This window comes from Isoptericola sp. AK164 (genome assembly GCF_029643425.1).
Lineage (GTDB): Bacteria > Actinomycetota > Actinomycetes > Actinomycetales > Cellulomonadaceae > Isoptericola > Isoptericola haloaureus.
On sequence record NZ_CP119106.1, the window covers coordinates 109,539 to 128,450 of the forward strand.

At 72.8% G+C, this 18,912-nt stretch carries 18 protein-coding genes; 10 read left to right on the forward strand and 8 right to left on the reverse strand.

Annotated features, from left to right (window positions below; all coding sequences use genetic code 11):
- Positions 1-81: 81 nt before the first annotated feature.
- From PO879_RS00505 to PO879_RS00540, 8 genes are all read left to right on the forward strand, one after another.
- A complete protein-coding gene (locus PO879_RS00505) occupies positions 82-279 on the forward strand; it encodes a Flp family type IVb pilin (RefSeq protein WP_278235992.1) in 198 nt (65 codons plus the stop codon).
- Between the two features lie 88 nt (positions 280-367).
- The gene (locus PO879_RS00510; protein ID WP_278235993.1) at positions 368-775 is read left to right on the forward strand and encodes a TadE/TadG family type IV pilus assembly protein; all 408 of its coding nucleotides are present in this window, start codon (positions 368-370) and stop codon (positions 773-775) included.
- Positions 763-1,815, forward strand: coding sequence for a pilus assembly protein TadG-related protein (locus PO879_RS00515; RefSeq protein WP_278235994.1), 1,053 nt, complete (start codon positions 763-765; stop codon positions 1,813-1,815). Before PO879_RS00510 ends, PO879_RS00515 begins: the two co-directional genes overlap by 13 nt.
- Positions 1,816-1,851: 36 nt before the next feature.
- Positions 1,852-2,547: an RcpC/CpaB family pilus assembly protein gene (locus tag PO879_RS00520; protein WP_278235995.1), complete on the forward strand. Its 696-nt coding sequence runs from the start codon at positions 1,852-1,854 to the stop codon at positions 2,545-2,547.
- Entirely contained in the window at positions 2,544-3,761 is a 1,218-nt protein-coding gene (locus PO879_RS00525) for an AAA family ATPase (RefSeq protein WP_278235996.1), read from the forward strand. The genes PO879_RS00520 and PO879_RS00525 overlap by 4 nt, the downstream gene beginning before the upstream one ends.
- Positions 3,761-5,269 (forward strand): CpaF family protein, encoded by a 1,509-nt coding sequence (locus PO879_RS00530; RefSeq protein WP_278235997.1) that lies wholly within the window; start codon positions 3,761-3,763, stop codon positions 5,267-5,269. Before PO879_RS00525 ends, PO879_RS00530 begins: the two co-directional genes overlap by 1 nt.
- The gene (locus tag PO879_RS00535; protein WP_278235998.1) at positions 5,266-6,195 is read left to right on the forward strand and encodes a type II secretion system F family protein; all 930 of its coding nucleotides are present in this window, start codon (positions 5,266-5,268) and stop codon (positions 6,193-6,195) included. The genes PO879_RS00530 and PO879_RS00535 overlap by 4 nt, the downstream gene beginning before the upstream one ends.
- Position 6,196: 1 nt before the next feature.
- Positions 6,197-7,096 carry a type II secretion system F family protein gene (locus PO879_RS00540; RefSeq protein ID WP_278235999.1) on the forward strand — a complete coding sequence of 300 codons (900 nt, stop codon included), beginning with the start codon at positions 6,197-6,199 and terminating at the stop codon, positions 7,094-7,096.
- 4 nt (positions 7,097-7,100) lie between these two features.
- Here the strand turns inward: PO879_RS00540 and PO879_RS00545 are convergent, their stop codons facing one another.
- From PO879_RS00545 to PO879_RS00560, 4 genes are all read right to left on the reverse strand, one after another.
- Positions 7,101-7,331: a PspC domain-containing protein gene (locus tag PO879_RS00545; RefSeq protein WP_278236000.1), complete on the reverse strand. Its 231-nt coding sequence runs from the start codon at positions 7,329-7,331 to the stop codon at positions 7,101-7,103.
- 63 nt (positions 7,332-7,394) lie between these two features.
- Positions 7,395-7,961, reverse strand: a complete 567-nt coding sequence (locus PO879_RS00550) for a YetF domain-containing protein (protein WP_278236001.1) — start codon at positions 7,959-7,961, stop codon at positions 7,395-7,397.
- 245 nt (positions 7,962-8,206) lie between these two features.
- Positions 8,207-12,673, reverse strand: coding sequence for an ATP-dependent RNA helicase HrpA (gene hrpA, locus PO879_RS00555; RefSeq protein ID WP_278237419.1), 4,467 nt, complete (start codon positions 12,671-12,673; stop codon positions 8,207-8,209).
- Between the two features lie 177 nt (positions 12,674-12,850).
- Positions 12,851-13,339: a hypothetical protein gene (locus tag PO879_RS00560; protein ID WP_278236002.1), complete on the reverse strand. Its 489-nt coding sequence runs from the start codon at positions 13,337-13,339 to the stop codon at positions 12,851-12,853.
- A gap of 94 nt (positions 13,340-13,433) precedes the next feature.
- Between PO879_RS00560 and PO879_RS00565 the strand changes: the two genes are divergently transcribed.
- Positions 13,434-14,282, forward strand: coding sequence for a siderophore-interacting protein (locus tag PO879_RS00565; protein WP_278236003.1), 849 nt, complete (start codon positions 13,434-13,436; stop codon positions 14,280-14,282).
- A 33-nt stretch (positions 14,283-14,315) separates the two neighbouring features.
- Here the strand turns inward: PO879_RS00565 and PO879_RS00570 are convergent, their stop codons facing one another.
- Positions 14,316-14,594 carry a YrhK family protein gene (locus PO879_RS00570; protein ID WP_278236004.1) on the reverse strand — a complete coding sequence of 93 codons (279 nt, stop codon included), beginning with the start codon at positions 14,592-14,594 and terminating at the stop codon, positions 14,316-14,318.
- A 58-nt stretch (positions 14,595-14,652) separates the two neighbouring features.
- Between PO879_RS00570 and PO879_RS00575 the strand changes: the two genes are divergently transcribed.
- Positions 14,653-15,900 (forward strand): amidohydrolase, encoded by a 1,248-nt coding sequence (locus PO879_RS00575; protein ID WP_278236005.1) that lies wholly within the window; start codon positions 14,653-14,655, stop codon positions 15,898-15,900.
- An 18-nt stretch (positions 15,901-15,918) separates the two neighbouring features.
- Here the strand turns inward: PO879_RS00575 and PO879_RS00580 are convergent, their stop codons facing one another.
- From PO879_RS00580 to PO879_RS00590, 3 genes are all read right to left on the reverse strand, one after another.
- A complete protein-coding gene (locus tag PO879_RS00580) occupies positions 15,919-16,407 on the reverse strand; it encodes a hypothetical protein (RefSeq protein WP_278236006.1) in 489 nt (162 codons plus the stop codon).
- An 89-nt stretch (positions 16,408-16,496) separates the two neighbouring features.
- Positions 16,497-18,080 carry an urea amidolyase family protein gene (locus PO879_RS00585; protein ID WP_278236007.1) on the reverse strand — a complete coding sequence of 528 codons (1,584 nt, stop codon included), beginning with the start codon at positions 18,078-18,080 and terminating at the stop codon, positions 16,497-16,499.
- Positions 18,077-18,865, reverse strand: a complete 789-nt coding sequence (locus PO879_RS00590) for a 5-oxoprolinase subunit PxpA (protein ID WP_278236008.1) — start codon at positions 18,863-18,865, stop codon at positions 18,077-18,079. The genes PO879_RS00585 and PO879_RS00590 overlap by 4 nt, the downstream gene beginning before the upstream one ends.
- Positions 18,866-18,912 lie beyond the last annotated feature (47 nt).

An 18,912-nucleotide genomic window follows, 5' to 3' on the forward strand; every position in this document is an offset into this window, starting at 1 on the left:
ATGTGAGCGCATCTACTTAGCGTCTTCACCAACACCTGGGTGACCCGTGGTCCGCAGCATCGAACCAGAATTGGACGAATCATGCACCTCCTGAACCTCATCTCTGACCGTTTCATGACCGTGGCGGCCCGCCGCAGCGACCGCGGCGCCTCGGCCGTGGAGTACGGCCTGCTGGTCGGTCTGATCGCCGTGGCGATCATCGTGGCGGTGACGCTGCTTGGCACCGAGCTGAGCACACTCTTCACCGATGTCGCCAACGAGATCCCCGACGTTCCGTGATCTTCGCCGTCTGAGGGGCGGTGGTGGCACTTGGCAGCGCTGGATGCCACCACCGCCCATTCATCTCCAGAACTCTCCCGGAAGGCCCATGTCGACCCACCAAGAGCCACCTAGATCAGAGCGCGGTGCCGCCGCCGTCGAGTTCGCGCTGGTGGCGCCGGTGCTGATCACCCTGGTGATGGGAATCGTGAGTTTCGGGTACGTCTATCACGTGCAGACAGTGCTCGGAAACGCTGCCCGGGATGGCGTACGGGTGTTGGCTCTTTCTGACGGTGCCGACCCCGCATCCGAGGCTCGTATGACGGCGATTTCCTCTGCGGCCCCCTCGGTGGCCTTGACTGCCGGCCAGATCAGCGTCACGCCCGCCGCGGGGTGTGACGCCGCCGGCGCCCCGGAAAACGCCACCGTGGACATTACTGTCAACGACGTGTCGCTTCTCGGCGGCTTCCTCGCCGTCGACCTCACCGGATCGGGGACCATGCGATGCAACGGCTGACCGACCGCCTCCGTCGACTCCGCGCCACCGCCGACCGCGGGGCCTCGGCCGTCCTGGTGGGTCTGCTCGCCATCCCACTGTTCGCCGTCGCGGCCCTGGCGATCGACATCGCCGCGATGCACGCCGACAAGCAGATCCTGCAGACCGGTGCCGACGCCGCCGCCCTGGCCGTCGCCCAGGACTGCGCGCGTAACGAGTGCACCGGCACCGACGCGACGGCCGAGGAGATGGCCGACGCGAACACGCCCTTCGGCGGCGAGGCCACCGCGACCATCGTGACCCTCGACGAGGCCGCCGGCGTGGTGACGGTGCGGACCGACTCCTCGCGGAACCACTTCTTTGCGCCGGTGATCGGCCAGGACGAGGGCGACATCGCCGCGTCCGCGACCGCGCAATGGGGGTACCCGACCACGGGGTCCGGGATGCTGCCATACATCATGTCGTACTGCGAGGTTCTGCATCAGACGGGCGCGACGCCCATCGTCGAGGACGGTGAGGTCGTCGGGATCGACTTCCCCGAGGACGCCGACCCGGTGACGTTCACCTTCAGCGACCCGAAGGCCCCTAAAGATTCCGGCTGCACGGGTCCGGCCGGAGCGCACATGCCGGGTGGATTCGGCTGGCTCGAGGCGACGGCGGACTGCACCGGACCGGTCGGCGACGTCGGGGACTGGGTGCCGTCCGACCCCGGTGAGTCACCCCCGAACACGTGCGACCCCTCGGACTTCGAGGCGCTGATCGGGGAGACGATCTTGGTCCCGATCTTCGACGCGGCCAGCGAGGCGGGAGGTAGCCACGGCGAGTACCGCATCTTCGGGTTCGCGGCCTTCACGCTGCTCGAGTACAAGCTCACCGGCCAGTACAAGACCGATGGTTCGGGCAACCTCTGCAACGGTCTGGAGAAGGGCAGTGGCAGCTCGTTGCGATGCATCCACGGCACCTTCGACCGGTTCGTAGACGTGAGTGGCGACTTCGACCTCGGCACCGACGGACCCCAGCTCGGCGCCGCCGTCGTCGAGCTCACCCTGACTGAAGACTAGGAAGACCCTGTGAACCGTCGCATCATCGCGGCCGTCGTGGCCGCACTCCTGGCGCTCGCCGGGGGCGTGCTCACCTACACCTATGCCGCCAGCGCCGACAGCCGGGCTATGGCGGATCTCGAACCCATCGCGGTGCTGACGGCGATCGAGACGGTGCCCGAGGGCACCGAGGCTAGCGCGCTGGTCCTCGACGAGACCGTCGAGTCCACCGAGGTGCCGGCTGGTGCCGTCGTCCCGGGGGCGGTGAGTGACCTGGCCGAGCTCGACGGGCTCGTCGCTACCGCCGACCTGCTCCCCGGTGAGCAGCTCGTAACCGGGCGGTTTGTTGCCCCGGAGGATCTGGACGCCACAGTCGAGGTGCCAGAGGGCTTCCACACGCTGAGCCGACAACTCCCTACAGAGCGGGTCATCGGCGGGACTCTCGAGCCCGGAGACAGGGTCGGCGTCTTTGTCTCCCTGGACGACCCCGAGAACCAAGCGACGCACCTGGTCTTCCACAAGGTGCTCGTCACCGAAGTCCGGGGTGGGATCCAGCAGCAGACGACCGAGGACGGCGAGGAGACCGAGACCGCTCCGGAAGAGGCCATCATGGTCACCATCGCGCTGTCACCGCCGGACGCCGAGAAGTTCGTCTACGCGGCCGAGTACGAGAATATCTGGCTCTCCCTCGAACCTGAGGAGGCGAAGGAGGGGCAGACGCGGGTGGTCGACCCGGAGGTGATCTTCGAGTGAACAACGTCCTGCTCGCCACGGACTCCAGGGCACTCCTGGACCGCGTGCACGCGGCGGCCGACGGCGCCTGCATCGGGGTGCACGCCAGTCCGCTGCCCACCGACCCCGCCGTGTTCCTCGGCCAGGTCCGTCGCACCGAGCTGCCAGACATCGTGGTGCTCGACGCCACCCAGGCCCGACCGCAGGCGGTCGCCCTCGCCGGCAGCTTCGACCGGCTCTTCCCCGGCATCGGGCTCGTGCTGGTCGCCCAGCCGGACGACACCCTTGTCATCGAGGCCCTGCGGGCGGGCGTGCGCGACGTCGTCCCCCCGGACGTGACCGTCGAGCAGATGCGCGAGGTGCTGGCCCGCGTCGGGGACGCCACGCGCGTCCGGCGTGGCGCCGGCCACTCCGGCGAGATGGCGCTCGGTGCGGCCGGCTGGGACCCGGTGGTCGACGCCTCCGGCCCCAGCCGGGTCATCTCCGTCCTGTCCCCCAAGGGTGGGGTGGGCAAGACGACGGTCGCGACCAACCTCGCCGTCGGGCTGGCCGCCGCGCAGCCCGGCTCGACGGTGCTCGTCGACCTCGACCTGCAGTTCGGGGACGTCGCCACCGCACTCGGGCTCGAACCGGAGTCGACCCTCGGGGACATCGTCACCCACGGCGGCCACCAGGACCCGATCGCGCTGAAGACCCGGCTCACCCAGCACTCATCGGGCCTCCTCGTCGCCGGGGCGCCGAGCGACCCGGCCTCGGCCGACGTCGTCACGCCGGAGCACGTCGGGGCGCTGCTGGACCAGCTCACCGAGCTGTTCCCCTACGTCGTCATCGACACCGCCGCCGGTCTCGGTGCCCACACGCTCGCCGCCGGGGACCGCACGACCGACCCGCTGCTCGTGACGAGCATGGACGTACCGGGCGTGCGGGGACTGCGCAAGGAGCTCGACGCCCTCAACGACCTGGGGATGATGACCGACTCGCGTCGCGTGCTGCTCAACTTCGCCGACCCGCGGGCCGGCCTGAGCCTCGGCGACGTCGAGGCGACGCTCGGGGTCCGGGTCGACCTGTCGATGCCGCACACTCGGGCCGCGGTCGTCTCGATGAACATGGGCGAACCGCTGACGACTCGCCAGCCCCGCGACGCCGCGGCCAAGGTGCTCCGCAAGCTTCAGGCGACTTACCAGGGTGCCAACGCCCCGCGGGGCCGCAAGTCCGGCAAGAAGGTGAGGTCCTGATGGATCTGGCATCCCGACTGGCCGCCGCCAAGCGCGTCTCCGGCCAGACGCCCGTCGACCCCGCCGGCCGTCACCGGCTCGACGAGCAGCCGCCCGCCGACGCCGAGCTGACCGTCCCGCTGCCCCCGCAGGAGGCCCCGCAGCCGGCGACCCCAGAACGTCCCGAGCGTTCCGCCGCCGAGAACGGCGCCCGGCCGCCCCGTCCGGCGACCCCGGACGAGCGGGACCCGCTGACGCAGCTCAAGGAACGGGCCACCAAGGAGCTCTACTCCCGGCTGGGCTCCCGGCTGACCGACCCGCGCCTCGACGAGGAACAGCTCCACCAGCTCGTCCGCTCCGAGCTAGCCTCCGTCGTCGAGGCGCAGCGGTCCCCGCTGTCGAACGATGAGCGCCAGCGCCTCATCGAGGAGGTGCGCAACGACGTCCTCGGGCTCGGCCCGCTGCAGGTGCTGCTCGACGACCCGGAGATCAGCGAGATCATGGTCAACGGCCACGACTCGGTGTACGTCGAGCGGTCCGGCCGACTGCATCGGTCGACGGCCCGGTTCAGCTCGGAGGAGCACCTGCGGCAGATCATCGAGCGCATCGTGTCCCGCATGGGACGGCGCGTCGACGAGGCCTCGCCGCTCGTGGACGCCCGCCTCGACGACGGCTCGCGCGTCAACGCGATCATCCCGCCGCTGGCCTTCCACGGCTCCGCACTGACCATCCGCAAGTTCGCGCAGAACCCCTACACGGTCGAGGACCTGCTGCGGTTCGGCACGATGACCTCCGAGATGGCCGACCTGCTGCGCGCCTGCGTCGAGGCCAAGCTCAACGTCATCGTCTCCGGCGGGACCGGCACGGGAAAGACGACGCTGCTCAACGTGCTGTCCGCGTTCATCCCGGGCGACGAGCGCATCATCACCATCGAGGACGCGATCGAGCTGCAGCTCCAGCAGGAGCACGTGGTGCGGCTCGAGTCCCGCCCGCCGAACCTCGAGGGCCGGGGCGAGATCACGATCCGCGACCTCGTGCGCAACTCCCTGCGCATGCGCCCCGACCGCATCGTCGTCGGTGAGGTCCGTGGCGGGGAGACCCTGGACATGCTGCAGGCCATGAACACCGGCCACGACGGTTCGCTGTCCACCGTGCATGCCAACTCGCCGCGCGACGCGGTGTCCCGCCTCGAGACGCTCGTGCTCATGGCCGGGATGGACCTGCCATTGCGGGCCGTCCGCGAGCAGATCTCGTCGGCCGTCGACGTCGTCGTCCAGCTCAGCCGGCTGCGCGACGGCACCCGCCGCATCACGTCGGTCACCGAGGTGTACGGTATGGAGGGCCAGACCGTGACGCTGCAGGACATCTTCACTTTCGACTACGCCGCCGGGACCGACCCGGCGACGGGCCGGTTCCTCGGCCGCGCCCGGCCCACCGGCGTGCGGCCGAGGTTCTCCGACCACCTCCAGGAGTTGGGCATCCCGCTGTCGCCCACGCTCTTCGGCGCCGACGCGGTCAGGGCGCTGTGAACCCGGCGCTGTGGGGGCCGCTCGCCGTCGGCCTCGCCCTCGTCCTCGGCGGGTTCGTGCTGGTCGCCCCGCATCGGGCGCACCTGCCCCGGTCGCGACGTCGTCCCGAGGCCGCTCCCGAGGACGGCGCGCTCGCCGAGGCCGCCGCGACCGCGACCCGGCTCGTCGCCAAGGCGATGCGCCGTCGCGAGGGCAGCGTGGCCATCGCGCTCGACCTGGCCGGTGTGCGCCGTCGGCCCCAGGACGTGGTGTTCCTCGTGCTGGTGGGCTTCGTCGTGCTCGGCGCCTTGGGTCTGCTGATCGGCGGCCCGTGGCTGATGGTGCTCTTCGCGCTCGTGGCGCCGATCGCCACGGTGCTGTGGGTCCGCGTGCGGACCAGCCGTCGGCGGGCGGCCTTCGCCGACCAGCTCGACGACACGCTGCAGCTCATCGCGGGCAGCCTGCGGGCGGGGCACAGCCTGCTCCAGGCGCTGGCGGGCGTCGCGCAACAGGCAGACGACCCCACCAGCTCCGAGCTCGCGCGGATCGTCAACGAGACGCGCGTCGGCCGCCCGCTGTCTCTGGCGTTGGAGGAAGCGGCGATCCGCATGGCGAACGAGGACTTCAGCTGGGTCGCCCAGGCCATCACCATCAACCGGGAGGTCGGCGGCAACCTCGCCGACGTGCTCGAGAATGTGGGCGTCACCATCCGGGAACGGAACCAAATCCGCCGGCACGTCGACTCTCTCTCGGCTGATGGGCGGCTCTCCGGCATCATCCTCGTCGCCCTCCCCTTCCTCGTCGCCGGCTTCCTGCTGCTGACGAACCCCACCTACCTGGCCCCGTTCATCCAGAATCCGATCGGGATCGCCGCACTCGTCGTCTGCGCGATCCTGCTCGTCATCGGGACGCTCTGGATGCGCAAGGTCGTGACGATCAGGTTCTGACATGACGACACCCGTGATCCTCGCCGTCCTTACCGTCTCCCTGGCTGTCGGGCTGGGCATCTGGCTCGTCTTCGGCGCGTTCGCTCCCGAGCGGCGCCGTGCGGTGGAGAACCTGCACCGCGGCCACGTGGCGACACCTGTGGCCCGGTCGCTGACCGCGCCCACCGCGACCCGTCCCGCGCAGGCGTCCCTCGGCCGCCGGTTGACCGCCGCGCCGCTGGTCGGCCTGCTCGAACGGCAGTACGTCCGGGCCGGTCGGCCGCCGGACTGGCCGGTCGACCGCCTGCTGACGGTCAAGCTGCTGTGGGCGCCGGTCGGCATCCTGCTCGTGCTCTGGGCGGTGGTGAGCAACGCGTCACCGCTGGTCACCGGGACCATCCTCGTGGTCGCCATCGTCACGTACTTCCTGCCGGAGCTGCTGCTGCTCAGCAGCGCCCAGAAGCGGGAGCAGTTGATCCAGATCGAGCTGGCCGACACCCTCGACCAGCTGACGATCGTCGTCGAGGCCGGCGTCGGGTTCGAGTCGGCCCTGTCCCGCGTGGCGCAGAACGGCCGCGGGGTGCTCGCCGAGGAGCTGACGCGCACCCTGCAGGACATGCGGATGGGGCTCTCGCGGCGGCAGGCGCTGGAGGACCTGGCCGAACGCACCGCCGTCGTCGACCTGCGCCGGTTCGTGCGCTCGCTGCTGCAGGCGGACGCCCACGGCATCTCGATCGGTGACGTGCTGCGCACCCAGGCGGCGGAGATGCGGGTACGTCGACGTCAGCGGGCCGAGGAGAAGGCGCAGCGCGTGCCCGTGCTCGTGCTCATGCCGCTGATGCTGTGCATCCTGCCGGTGCTGTTCCTCGTCATCATGACGCCGGTGGTGCTCGACATCATCGGCGCCTTCATGAACCTCTGAGGACTCAGGCGGCGAACGCCTTGCGCTCGTCCGGCATGAGGATCCAGAAGACGATGTACGCCAGCACCTGCGGGCCGGGAATGAACACGGACGCGACGGTCAGGACGCGGACCAGCGTCCGGTCCCAGCCGAGGTAGTCCGCGATGCCGGCGCACACGCCGCCGAACACGCGGCCCTGGCTCGGGCGGTACAGCTTGCGGGGTCGGGCTGCGGGGACTGCTTGAGGGGTGCTCATGCCTCGACGATAGGCACGACGCTCGCGCCCCGGTATCCGGGAACCCCCGGGTCCGACCCTGGTTCACCGAGCGCGGGACACCAGGTGCTCCGGGACCAGCTCCTCGCCGTGGATCCCCTCCAGCAGCGCGGCGTCGATCGGCGTGCCGCGGCGGAGCACGCTGATCGATCCGGTGGACTCGAGCAGGGCCACCGCGACGTCGTCGTACCGGTGGACCCCGGCGAGGCGGAGGGTCGAACGCAGCTCGGCCAGCGTGACGTGGGCGCGGCGGAGCTGCTCGGGCAGCACCGTGCCGTCGGCCATGAGCAGGACGGGCTGGGACGTGATCGCCCGCGCGCCGAACGGCCGCACGATGAGCGCCCCCGCGATCGACTGCAGCGCGATGAGCGTCAGCATGGCGACCAGCCCGCCGCCGAGGACGGCGACGTCACCGAGGGCCGCGCGCCCCAGGATCGCGCCGAACGCGATGATCGCGACGAGGTCGTAGTTCGACATCGCGCCGAGCATCCGCTGCCCGATCACCCGCACCAGCAGCATCATCGCCAGGTACATGCCGGTGGTCGCGAGCACGACGGCGACCGCCTCGGTCGGGGAGAGCCAGAGCAGGTCGCTCAGGGACTGGTCGAACATGGCAGACGCTTTCCTCTTCTCGGCGGGGGCTTCCCACCGAGAATGCCACGACTGTCCGCTGGGGCGACGTCGCGCATCCTGCTAGAGAGACAGAACAGGACCTGCTAGAACGACATGACAAGGCCTGCTAGGGATGCATGAGCGATGCTGCTGACGATGCATCACAGACGTGCCGGAACTCGTGCTCCCGGGTATGGGCGATGTCCGTCGGGTCGCTGTGGGCCTCCTGATCCGAGGAACGACGCCTACCAGCCGCCGGGCCGGAGCACCTTGCGGATCCGCTTCTCGCTGACCGACCCGTCGGTGCCGAGCTGCTGGGCGAACAGCGACACCCGCAGCTCCTCGAGCAGCCATCGGACCTCGGCGAGCTCGGCCGCGCGCGCCGGGTCGGGCGCCCCGCTGGCGTAGGCCTCCCGCGCCTGGTCGTAGACCCCGGTGACGTCGTGGATCTTCCAGGCGAGCTCGGCGTCGCGGTGCGGGTTCGACTCGGCCTTCTCCAGCCGGTACGACGCCGCCCGCAGGTAGCGCACGAGGTGAGGCACCCGCCGCGGTGGCGTCGCCGCGACGAACCCCTCGTGGACCAGGCCGGCGACGTGCTCGCGGATGTCCTGCAGCGTGTTGAGCAGGGCCAGCGAGGACGACGCCTTCACCGCGGTCTCGACGGTCCGCCAGGCCGTCAGCGCCGCGACGACGTGCCCGACGATCCGGTGGACCTCGTCCTCCAGGTGCCGGCGCACGAACCCGAGCGCCGACTCGTACGAATCGGCATCACGAATCTGTACGGCGACCGGTCCGCCGGTCGGCGTCCCCGGGGCCTTGTCGGCGTCAGTGCTGGTCAAGGCGATGACGGCGGCGAGCTGCAGGTCGGCGACCAGCGCGTCGGTGTTCCGGTACGGCGCGGCCGCCAGCGTCAGCGACTGCTTCGCCGACCACCGCGAGGTGATCCGGCCGGTCTGCAGTGCCGTCTGCGACAGCAGCAGCCGCCGCACACCGGCCGCATGAACGGCGTCCCGGCCCGCGGCGTCGGCCAGCACCCGCAGCGCCACCGACCGAGCGGCACCCTTGGCACCGCCTTCCTCGACCAGCGCCGGGTACCCCTGCACCACGACGCCCCCACCGAGATCCGTCGACACCGCCTCCGGCAGCACCCCGCCCGGCAGCTCGGGCCACGTCGTCAGCCCCGTCTGCTCGGCCACGACGGCTCCGGCAACGGACGTCCCGACGCCGGGACCGCCGTCAGACCGTCCGGACCCGGCACGGTCGTCGGACGCGGAGGGGGATGCGCCGCCGTCCAGCCGTAGCGGAGGGCCCTCCGGGGCCCGTGAGCGAGGCGGCGCAGCACCGTCCGAGCCCGACGACGCGCCCGAGCCGGACGCCGACCGCGCAGCCTCCTCGAGCGCCACACCGACCGCCCCCTTGACGGCCGACCGCACCGCGGCCTCCGCCTGCGGCGCCAGCTTCTTCTGCAGCGACAGCAGGTCCTTGGACTCGTCGAGCACGACGGGACCGGCCGGCTGCGCCGCACCCCGGCCGCGCCCCTTCGTCGGACCGGACTTCCGCCGTCGTCCACCCCCGGCGGGTCCGCCGCGACCGGCGGACCCGGAGCTGTCCGCGGCACCGGAGGCGTCCTCGACCCGGAACGTCATGCGCAGGTGCGCGGGCAGCCGTTCGACGCGCTCGGCGTCCCACACGTCGTCCGGGATGACGACGTCGCGCAGCGCGCGCACGGCGCGGGTGAACTCGACGTGGAACGGCGTGGCCATGTCACCGGCGCGCGTGAGGTCCTCCCACGCCGGCACGTTCGCCCGCATCCACTCGGCGACGGCGGCGCCGACGTCGGGCGCGGGGACGAGCTCGCGGCGCACCGTCTTGGGCAGCGACCGGATGGTGGCGACGCACAGCTCGTCGAGCAGGCCGGGGACCATCCAGTCGAACCCGTCGGGGGTGACGCGGTTGAGGATCGACAGCGGCACGTGGACGGTGACGCCGTCGGCGTCGGTCCCGGGCTGGAACTGGTAGGTCAGGGGCAGCGTGACCTCGCCCTGGGTCCAGGTCTCCGGGAACTCGGAGGTGTCCACCGACTCGGCGTCGACGAGCTGGTCGAGCGTGAAGGTGAGCAGGTCCGGGTCGTCGCGGCGGGCTTTCTTCCACCAGGAGTCGAAGTGGCGCGCGCTGACGACGTGCTCGGGGACGCGCTCGTCGTAGAACGCGAAGAGGTCGTCCTCGGACGCCACGAGACCCCGTTGGCGCGACCGTGCCTCGAGCTCCTCCGCCTCGGCGAGCAGCCGGCGGTTCTCGGCGAAGAACGCGTGGTGCGTGGTCCACTGCCCCTCGACGAGGGCGTGCCGGATGAACAGGTCGCGCGCGCCCTCCGGGTCGATCTTCCCGAAGAGGACGGGCCGGTCGGCGACGATCGGCACGCCGTAGAGCAGCACCTTCTCGACCGCCATGGCCGCACCCTGCTTGGTGGACCAGTGCGGGTCGGAGTAGGTGCGCTTGGCCAGGTCTCCGGCGAGGTCCTCGGCCCACTCGGGCTGGATCTTCGCGACGTCGCGCGCCCACAGCCGGGAGGTCTCGACGAGCTCGCCGGCCATGATCCACGCCGGCGGCTTCTTGCTCAGCGGGGAGCCGGGGAAAATCGCGAACCGGGCACCGCGTGCCCCGAGGTACTCGTTGCGGGCCCGCTTGGCGGCCTGGCGCAGGGCACGTGCCCGGGCCTCGCCGCGCAGGTGCGCCACGGAGGACGCCTTGATCTCGCCGGTGTCCTGCATGCCGATCTGGGACAGCATCCCGGACAGCAGGGCGCGGTGGATGGTGTCGCCGTCCCAGGGGCGCCGCCAGTCCGTCTCGTCCGGTGCGTCGTCGTCGGCCGATCCCGTGGTCGCGGGCCGGTAGCGCATGTCCACGCCGAGCGGCTTGGCCATCTGCCGCAGCTGGGCGACGACGTCCTGCCACTCGCGCACGCGCAGGAAGTTGATGTACTCGCTCTTGCACAGCCGCCGGAAGGCCGAGGAGCCCATCTGGTGCTGCTGCTCGCGCAGGTACTCCCACAGGTTGAGGTAGGTGAGGAAGTCCGACGTCGGGTCGGTGAAGCGGGCGTGCGACTGGTCGGCCTGCGCACGCGACTCGGCGGGGCGTTCGCGCGGGTCCTGGATGGACAGGGCGGCGGCCACGATGGCGACCTCGCGGGCGACGCCGAGCCGGGAGCCCTCGACGACCATGCGGGCCAGTCGCGGGTCCATGGGCAGCCGGGCGAGCGTCCGTCCGACGTCGGTGAGACGGGTCGTGCCGTCCCGCAGCGTCAGCGCGCCGAGCTCGGACAGCAGGTTCACGCCGTCGCGCACGGCCCGGGTGTCCGGCGGCTCGACGAAGGGGAACCGCGCGACGTCGTCGGGGGAGCCGACCACGCCGACGGAGATCATCTGCAGCAGCACCGAGGCCAGCGAGGTGCGCAGGATCTCGGGCTCGGTGAACTCCGGCCGTCCCTCGAAGTCCTCCGGGGAGTACAGCCGGATCGCGACGCCGTCCGCGACACGTCCGGAGCGCCCGGCACGCTGGTTCGCCGAGGCCTGGCTGATCGCCTCGATCGGCAGGCGCTGCACCTTGGTCGCCTTGGAGTACCGCGAGATGCGGGCGGTGCCGGGGTCGACGACGTAGTGGATGCCGGGCACCGTCAGCGACGTCTCGGCGACGTTCGTGGACAGCACGATGCGCCGGCCCGGGTGGGACTGGAACACGCGGTGCTGCTCGGCGGACGACAGCCGCGAGTACAGGGGCAGGATCTCGACGTGGTCGGGGCGCTTCGGGTCGCGGACCCGTTCCTTGAGATGTCCTTCGAGGGCGTCGGCGGCGTCGTGGATCTCGCGCTCGCCGGAGAGGAACACGAGGATGTCGCCGGACCCCTCGCGCATCAGCTCGTCGCACGCCTCGACGATGCCGGTCACGAGGTCCTTCTCGTCACCGCTCTTCTTCTTCCCGGACCCGGCGTCGGCGTCCGGGGCCAGCGGGCGGTACCGGATCTCCACCGGGTAGGTGCGCCCGGAGACCTCGACGACGGGGGCGGCGTCGGGCAGCACGTCGACGACGGCGTCCGGTGCGCCGCCGACCTCGGCCAGGTGGGCGGGGGAGAAGTGGGCGGCGAACCGCTCGGAGTCGATCGTCGCCGAGGTGATGACGAGCTTGAGGTCCGGGCGCCGCGGCAGCAGCCGGGACAGGTAGCCCAGCAGGAAGTCGATGTTCAGCGACCGCTCGTGCGCCTCGTCGATGACGATCGTGTCGTAGGCGAGCAGGTCCGGGTCCCGCTGGATCTGGGCCAGCAGGATGCCGTCGGTCATCACCTTGACGAGCGTGGAGTCGGAGGAGGTGTCGGTGAACCGCACCTGGTAGCCGACGACGCCGCCGGGGGTCAGCGGTCCTGCTCCACAGAGTTCTTCGTGCACGCGCTCGGCCACCGACCGCGCCGCGATCCGGCGCGGCTGCGTGTGCCCGATCTGCCCGGCACGGCCCCGGCCGAGCTCGAGGAGGATCTTCGGCAGCTGCGTCGTCTTGCCCGAGCCGGTCTCGCCGGCGACGACGACGACCTGGTGCTCGCGGATCGCCTCGGCGATGTCCTCGCGCCGCGCAGAGACGGGCAGCTGCTCGGGGTAGGTGATCTCGGGCACGACGACGGCGGCCCGGAGCTCCGCGGCACGGTCCAGCTCCGCACGGCTCACCCGCGACGGGCCGGTGCGCTGGGCGCCGGGACCGCGTCCCTTCCCGCGTCCGCGCCGCCGTCGTCGGCTACCGCCCGAGGAGCCCGTGGGACGAGCGGGGTCGTCGACGGGCTGCGGGGCGGAGGAGGACTCGGTGCTCACGACCTCTCATTGTCGCAAGAGACGCAAGCTGATAGTTCAGACAGAGGTCGACCACTCCGTCGACGTGCTCATCACGCCGAACATCGAGATGAAGAACACCAGGTAGGCCACGAGGATCAGCAGGCCGATCGCGGTGAAGATGATCGACAGCCACAGGCCCCACTTGCCGAGCACGTTGTCGTAGCCGACCTTCTTCGAGTCGGACAGCGCCAGGGCGGACACGATGATGCCGGCCGGAGCGAAGACGAAGGCGAGCACGAACCCGATGATGCCCATGATCTTGCCGGGCGGGTCCGGCGCGTACGCCGGCGGGTAGGCGCCCTGCGGGTAGCCGGGCTGCTGCGGCGGGTAGCCCGGCTGCTGGGGATAGCCCTGCTGCTGCGGATAGCCCTGCTGGGGATAACCCGGCTGCTGGGGATAACCCGGCTGCTGCGGGCCGGGCTGCTGACCGTGCCCGGGCGGCGGGGTGCCTCCCGGCGGCGGTGTCGGGTCCTCGGGCTGGTTCACCTGGTACGGGTCGCTCACCAGGCCAGTCTGGCCGACGGGGCTGCGGCACGCCAGATCCCGGCCCACCGGGCACCGGCGGCGCTGCCACGGGCGGGCGTGATGGAATCGAGAGATGTTCTCCCGCCCTCGGACATCGTTCGACCTCGTCCCCCGACGGGTCCGCGTGCACGCCGTGCGTGAGCTGACCGGCTCGCTGGTCCGCACCACCTTCCGCGACGTGCCCGGCGCGGACCCCGACGCGCCGTCGTCCCTCGCCGCGCTGCGGGCCCCCGGCCCGGAGGACCACGTCACCGTCTTCCTGCCGGACCCGGCCACCGGGGAGCTGCACGCACCGACGCTCGCCCCCGACGGCGGGCTGCAGCGCACCAGCACGGGCGTGTCGATCTCGCGGGACCTCACGGTCCGGGACGTGCGCACCGTCGACGGCGTCGCCGAGGTCGACCTGGACTGGGTGGTGCACGACGGCGGCGGGCAGGCCGCGGCGTGGGCGTCCCGCGCCGCCGCCGGCGACGAGATCGTGCTCGCCGGGCCGCGGCACAGCGTCGGCGTCCCCGACGGCGTCGGGCGGCTCACCGTCGCCGTGGACGAGACCGGCCTGCCCGCCGCCGCCCGCTGGACCGCCGCCGTCGGCCCCGACGTCCGGGTGACCGCGATCGTCGAGATCGGCGACGACGTCGCCGAGGACGTGGTCGAGTCCGAGCTCGGCCACGCCGACGTCGAGATCCTGTACCGGACCGACGGGCCGGGCCAGCTCGCCGAAGCGGTCCGCTCCCTGGGGATGCCGGAGGACGGCGAGTTCGTCGTCGCGCTGGGCGAGGCCGGCGACCTGGTGCCCGTGCGGCGGCACCTGCGGCGCGAGCTCGGTCTGGACGCGGACCGGATGTCGGTCGCGGGCTACTGGCGGCGCGGCACGGTCAACCACGACCACGAGCAGCCCCTGGACCCCGCCGACCCCGACTGAGCGCCGGGCACCCTCCGGGGCCGGACGGGAGGGTCAGAAGTCCCGGGCGGTCTCGGCGTGCGGCGACCCGAGCCGTTGCAGGTGCAGGCGGCGCCGCAGCCGGATGCCGGGCCGCAGCAGCATCTGCACGCTGCCGAGGAGGAACAGCCACGTGCCGGCGGTCGCGGTGGACTCGGAGAAGAACAGGGCCGAGCCGACCACGAACCACAGGCCGATGAGGATGTCGTTGACGATGCTGAGGGTCTCGTAGCGCTGGCGCACCACGAGCTCCTCGTGGCCGATGCGCAGGGTGAGGTCGTCGTCCTGGGGCACGGTGCCATGGTGGCCCCGGCGGTCGGCGGTCGCACCCGTGGCACGGCATCATGCGCCCATGACTGCGCTGACCACCGCCGAGCTGACGGCCGTCTACACCGACCTGCACGCCCACCCCGAGCTCGCCTTCGCCGAGCACCGCACCGCGGGCATCGTCGCGGACCGGCTGCGCCGCGACGGCTTCACGGTGCACACCGGGATCGGCGGCACGGGTGTCGTGGGCGTGCTGGCCAACGGCGACGGCCCGACGGTGCTGCTGCGCGCCGACATGGACGGGCTGCCGGTCACCGAGGACACCGGGCTGCCGTACGCCTCGCGCGAGGCCGGCACCATGCACGCCTGCGGCCACGACGTGCACGTCACCTGCCTGCTGGGCGCGGCCACCGAGCTGGCCGGGCGCCGGGCGGAGTGGTCGGGCACGCTGCAGGTGCTGTTCCAGCCCGCCGAGGAGGTCGGGGCCGGCGCCCGGGCGATGCTCGCCGACGGCCTGTACGACCGCGTCGGGACCCCCGACGTCGTGCTCGGCCAGCACGTCATGCCGTTCCCCGTGGGCACGGTGAGCCTCACGCCGGGGCCCGCGATGGCCGCCGCGGACTCGCTGCGCATCACGTTGCACGGCAAGGGCGGGCACGGCTCGTCCCCGGAGGGCACCGTCGACCCGGTGCTGATGGCCGCCGCGACGGTGCAGCGGCTGCAGGGCATCGTGTCCCGCGAGGTCGGGGCGGGGGAGAAGGCGGTGGTCACCGTCGGGTCGCTGCGGGCGGGGACCCGGGCGAACATCATCCCCGACCGGGCCGAGCTGCTGGTCAACGTCCGCTCCTTCGACGAGGGCGTGCGCGAGCGGGTGCTCGCGGCGGTCCGCCGGATCGTCGACGCCGAGGCCGCGGCCTCCGGCGCCCCGCGTGCCCCGGAGTACGAGGAGATCGCCACGTTCCACCTGCTGGTCAACGACCCGGCGGCCTCCGAGCGCACGGGAGCGGTCCTGGCCTCCGCCCTCGGTGCGCACCGCGAGGCGATCCAGGAGGCCGGCAACGTGCCCACCGTCGTCGCGCTGCCGCCGCTGGCGGGGTCGGAGGACGTCGGCGACCTGGCCACCGCCGCGGGGGCGCCGCTCGTCTACTGGCACCTGGGCGGGTTCGACCCGGCCCTGTTCGCCGGCTTCGACCCCGGGGCGGCGACCGGGATGGGATCCCTGCCCGACGGCGTCGCCCCGAACCACTCCCCGCGGTTCGCGCCTGTGGCGGGACCGACGCTCGGGCTCGGCGTCGCGCTGCTGGTCGCCGCGGCGACCGAGTGGCTGGACTGAGCCCGGCCGCCGGAGCCGTCAGGCCGCGGCGTCCTCGGTCTCGCCGCGCAGCTCGTCGATCTGGGTCTGCAGCTGCGCCAGCAGGTCCGCCACCTGGTCGGCGCCGGCGGTGCGGGCCTCCTCGGTGACGTGCTTGACCTCGGCCGAGGCGGCCTCGAGCGCCACCTGGGCGTCCTGCAGCGCCACCATCGCGCCGTCCTCGGACTCGGCGGCCTGCTCGAGAGCGCCGCGCGCCTCGTCCGTCGCGGCCTGCGCCGAGGCGACGGCGTCGGTCACGGACCCCTGCAGCTCGTCGGGGACACCGGTCACCTGCTCCTCGAGCTCGCGCAGGTCACCCTCGATGGCCTCGGCCTGGCCCTGCGCGTCGTCGATGAACTGCTGTACGTCCGTCGGGGCGGAGCAGGCGCCGAGCATCATCGCCAGGGCGACGAGACTGGCGGCGGCGAACCGGGTGGTGGCCCCGCGCTGCCTCGTCGGGGCGGTCTGAGTGGTCGGCACTGACGTCATGGACCGATTCTGCCTGGTCAGCGTCGGGATCCCCAGCCGTTCTGCGGTGCGATTCGTGGAGATCCTGCGCACAGGTCAGGCGGAGGTCGTCACGCCTCGACCACCCGGCAGCGGATCCGTGCCCCCGGCGGGATCTGCCCGAGCAGCCACCGGTGCGACGCCGCGACCGTGGCGATCACCGGGTAGCCGCCGGTCAGGGGGTGGTCGGGACCGAACAGCACCGGCTGCCCGTCGGGCGGGACCTGGAACGCCCCGGTCACGGCGGCCTCGCTGGGCAGCTCGGCGTCCCGCGTGGCGGCCGTCCGCGTCAGCGGGCGCTCCCCGTGCAGCCGCAGCCCGATGCGGTCCGACCGGGGCGTGACCTCCCACTCCTGGCTCGTGAGCAGGGCGAGGGCGTCGGCCGGGAACCAGTCGGCGCGCGGGCCCGGCACGACGGGCAGGGTGACGACCTCGCCGGGGGCCGGCAGGCGGTCCGGGTCCGGGGCCCCCGGGTCTGCGGTCGCGACGGCGCCGACGTCGTCCGGTGCCGCGCCCAGGACGTCCCCGGTGGCCAGGGCGGCCGGACCCAGACCGGCGAGGACGTCCGCCGAGCGCGATCCCAGCACCGGCGCCACGTCCAGGCCGCCGCGCACCGCCACGTAGGTGCGCAGGCCCCGGCGGGGGGATCCCAGCAACAGCTCCTGACCGGCGCCCAGCACGAACGGCCGGCCGAGGGGCGGCATCCGCGGGGGCGCGTCGTCGGACACCACCTCGAGGTCGGCCGGGGCGCCCGTGACCGCGACGACGACGGTCCGCAGGGCCCGCAGGCGGAGCCCGCCGAGCGTCTCCAGCGCGGCGGCGTCGGTGCGGTTGCCGACGGCCCGCTGCGCGGCCCGGGCGCTGCGGGGGTCGGCCGCCCCGGAGGCGGACACGCCCACGTCGACGCTCCCGGGGCGGCCGAGGTCCTGCACCAGGGTCTGCAGGCCCGGGGACACCACCTCGAGCACCGGGTCGGCGGGCGAGGGGGTCGACGGCGGGGCGGACGCCGCGGGCCGGGCCACCGTGACGAGCTCGCGGGCCGGCCGGAAGCGGACGGCGTCGCCGGGTGCCCACAGCGCCGGTGCCTCGCGGGCGACGTCCCAGACGACGGCGTCGGTCCGGCCCAGGAGCTGCCACCCGCCCGGGCTCTCGCGCGGGTAGACGCCGCTGTAGCCGCCCGCCATCGCGACCGCCCCGACGGGGACCCGCGTGCGCGGCGAGGAGCGGCGCGGGAGCTCCAGTGCCGGGTCGTCCCCGCTCAGGTAGCCGAACCCCGGGGCGAACCCCATGAACGCCACCCGCCAGGTGGCCGCGGTGTGCCGACGGACGAGCTCGTCCGCCGACCAGCCGAGCAGCTCGGCCGCGACGGCGAGGTCCTCGCCGTCGTACACCACCGCGATCTCGTGCCGGCGGACCTGCGCGGCCCCCGCGGAGGCGGGCTCCGCGATGCGGGCCCGCAGCTCCCGGGCGAGCCGGGCGGGGTCGGTGCGTCCCGGGGTGAACGGGACGAGCAGCGTGCGCGCCCCCGGCACCGTGGGGCCGACGCCGGGCACCGGACGGGCGCGCAGGGACCGGTGCAGCGCCACGGCGGCCTCGGCGGTGTCCAGCGTGACCAGCAGCGCGTCGTCGCCGGCGGGGCGGACCTGCGACGTCATGGCGTGACGAAGGGCCGCAGGCTCACCCCGGCCCCGGTCAGCACCTCGCGCAGGCGGGCCGCCATCGCGGCGGCGCCGAGCGTGTCGCCGTGCACGCAGATGGAGTCGGCGACGACCTGCACGTCGGTGCCCTCGATCGAGCGGACGACACCCTCGTGGACGAGCCGCAGCATGCGGGCGGCGACCTCCTCGGGGTCGTGCAGGACGGCGCCCTCGACGCCGCGGGGCACGAGCCGGCCCTCGGCGGTGTAGGCCCGGTCGGCGAACGCCTCGCTCGCCGTGACCAGGCCGGCCGCGCGGGCGGCGTCGAGCGCGACGCTGCCGGGCAGGCCCAGCAGGACGAGCTCGGGATCCACCGTGACGATCGCGGCGGCGACGTCCTCGGCGACCTGCGGGTCGACGGCCGCCGTGTTGTAGAGGGCGCCGTGCGGTTTCACGTAGCGGACCGAGGTGCCGGCGGTGCGGGCGATCTCGCGGATCGCGCCGAGCTGGTAGACGAGGTCCGCGCGCAGCTCGTCGCTGGGGACGGCGAGGTCCCGGCGCCCGAACCCCTCGCGGTCGTTGTAGGCGACGTGCGCGCCCACGGACACCCCGCGCCGGACGGCGGCGTGCACCGTGCGGTGGATCGTCGCCGGGTCGCCGGCGTGGAAGGCGCAGGCGACGTTCGCGCTCGAGACGATCTCGAGCATGCGGGCGTCGCCGGCGTGCTCCGCGGGGTCGGTGCCCTCGCCGAGGTCGCTGTTCAGGTCGATGCTCCGCGGGGCGGTCGCGTCGGACGTCCTCATATCGCCAGTGTGCCCCGTCCGGCGCGAGGACAGACTTCGCCCGCTCC

Excerpts from the sequence above, each read along its gene's own strand:
- PO879_RS00505 (WP_278235992.1), top strand. The coding sequence starts at position 82 with ATGCACCTCCTGAACCTCATCTCTGACCGTTTCATGACCGTGGCGGCC.
- PO879_RS00510 (WP_278235993.1), top strand. The coding sequence starts at position 368 with ATGTCGACCCACCAAGAGCCACCTAGATCAGAGCGCGGTGCCGCCGCC.
- PO879_RS00515 (WP_278235994.1), top strand. The coding sequence starts at position 763 with ATGCAACGGCTGACCGACCGCCTCCGTCGACTCCGCGCCACCGCCGAC.
- PO879_RS00530 (WP_278235997.1), top strand. The coding sequence starts at position 3,761 with ATGGATCTGGCATCCCGACTGGCCGCCGCCAAGCGCGTCTCCGGCCAG.
- PO879_RS00540 (WP_278235999.1), top strand. The coding sequence starts at position 6,197 with ATGACGACACCCGTGATCCTCGCCGTCCTTACCGTCTCCCTGGCTGTC.
- PO879_RS00545 (WP_278236000.1), bottom strand. The coding sequence starts at position 7,331 with ATGAGCACCCCTCAAGCAGTCCCCGCAGCCCGACCCCGCAAGCTGTAC.
- PO879_RS00550 (WP_278236001.1), bottom strand. The coding sequence starts at position 7,961 with ATGTTCGACCAGTCCCTGAGCGACCTGCTCTGGCTCTCCCCGACCGAG.
- PO879_RS00565 (WP_278236003.1), top strand. The coding sequence starts at position 13,434 with ATGTTCTCCCGCCCTCGGACATCGTTCGACCTCGTCCCCCGACGGGTC.
- PO879_RS00575 (WP_278236005.1), top strand. The coding sequence starts at position 14,653 with ATGACTGCGCTGACCACCGCCGAGCTGACGGCCGTCTACACCGACCTG.
- PO879_RS00580 (WP_278236006.1), bottom strand. The coding sequence starts at position 16,407 with ATGACGTCAGTGCCGACCACTCAGACCGCCCCGACGAGGCAGCGCGGG.
- PO879_RS00585 (WP_278236007.1), bottom strand. The coding sequence starts at position 18,080 with ATGACGTCGCAGGTCCGCCCCGCCGGCGACGACGCGCTGCTGGTCACG.
- PO879_RS00590 (WP_278236008.1), bottom strand. The coding sequence starts at position 18,865 with ATGAGGACGTCCGACGCGACCGCCCCGCGGAGCATCGACCTGAACAGC.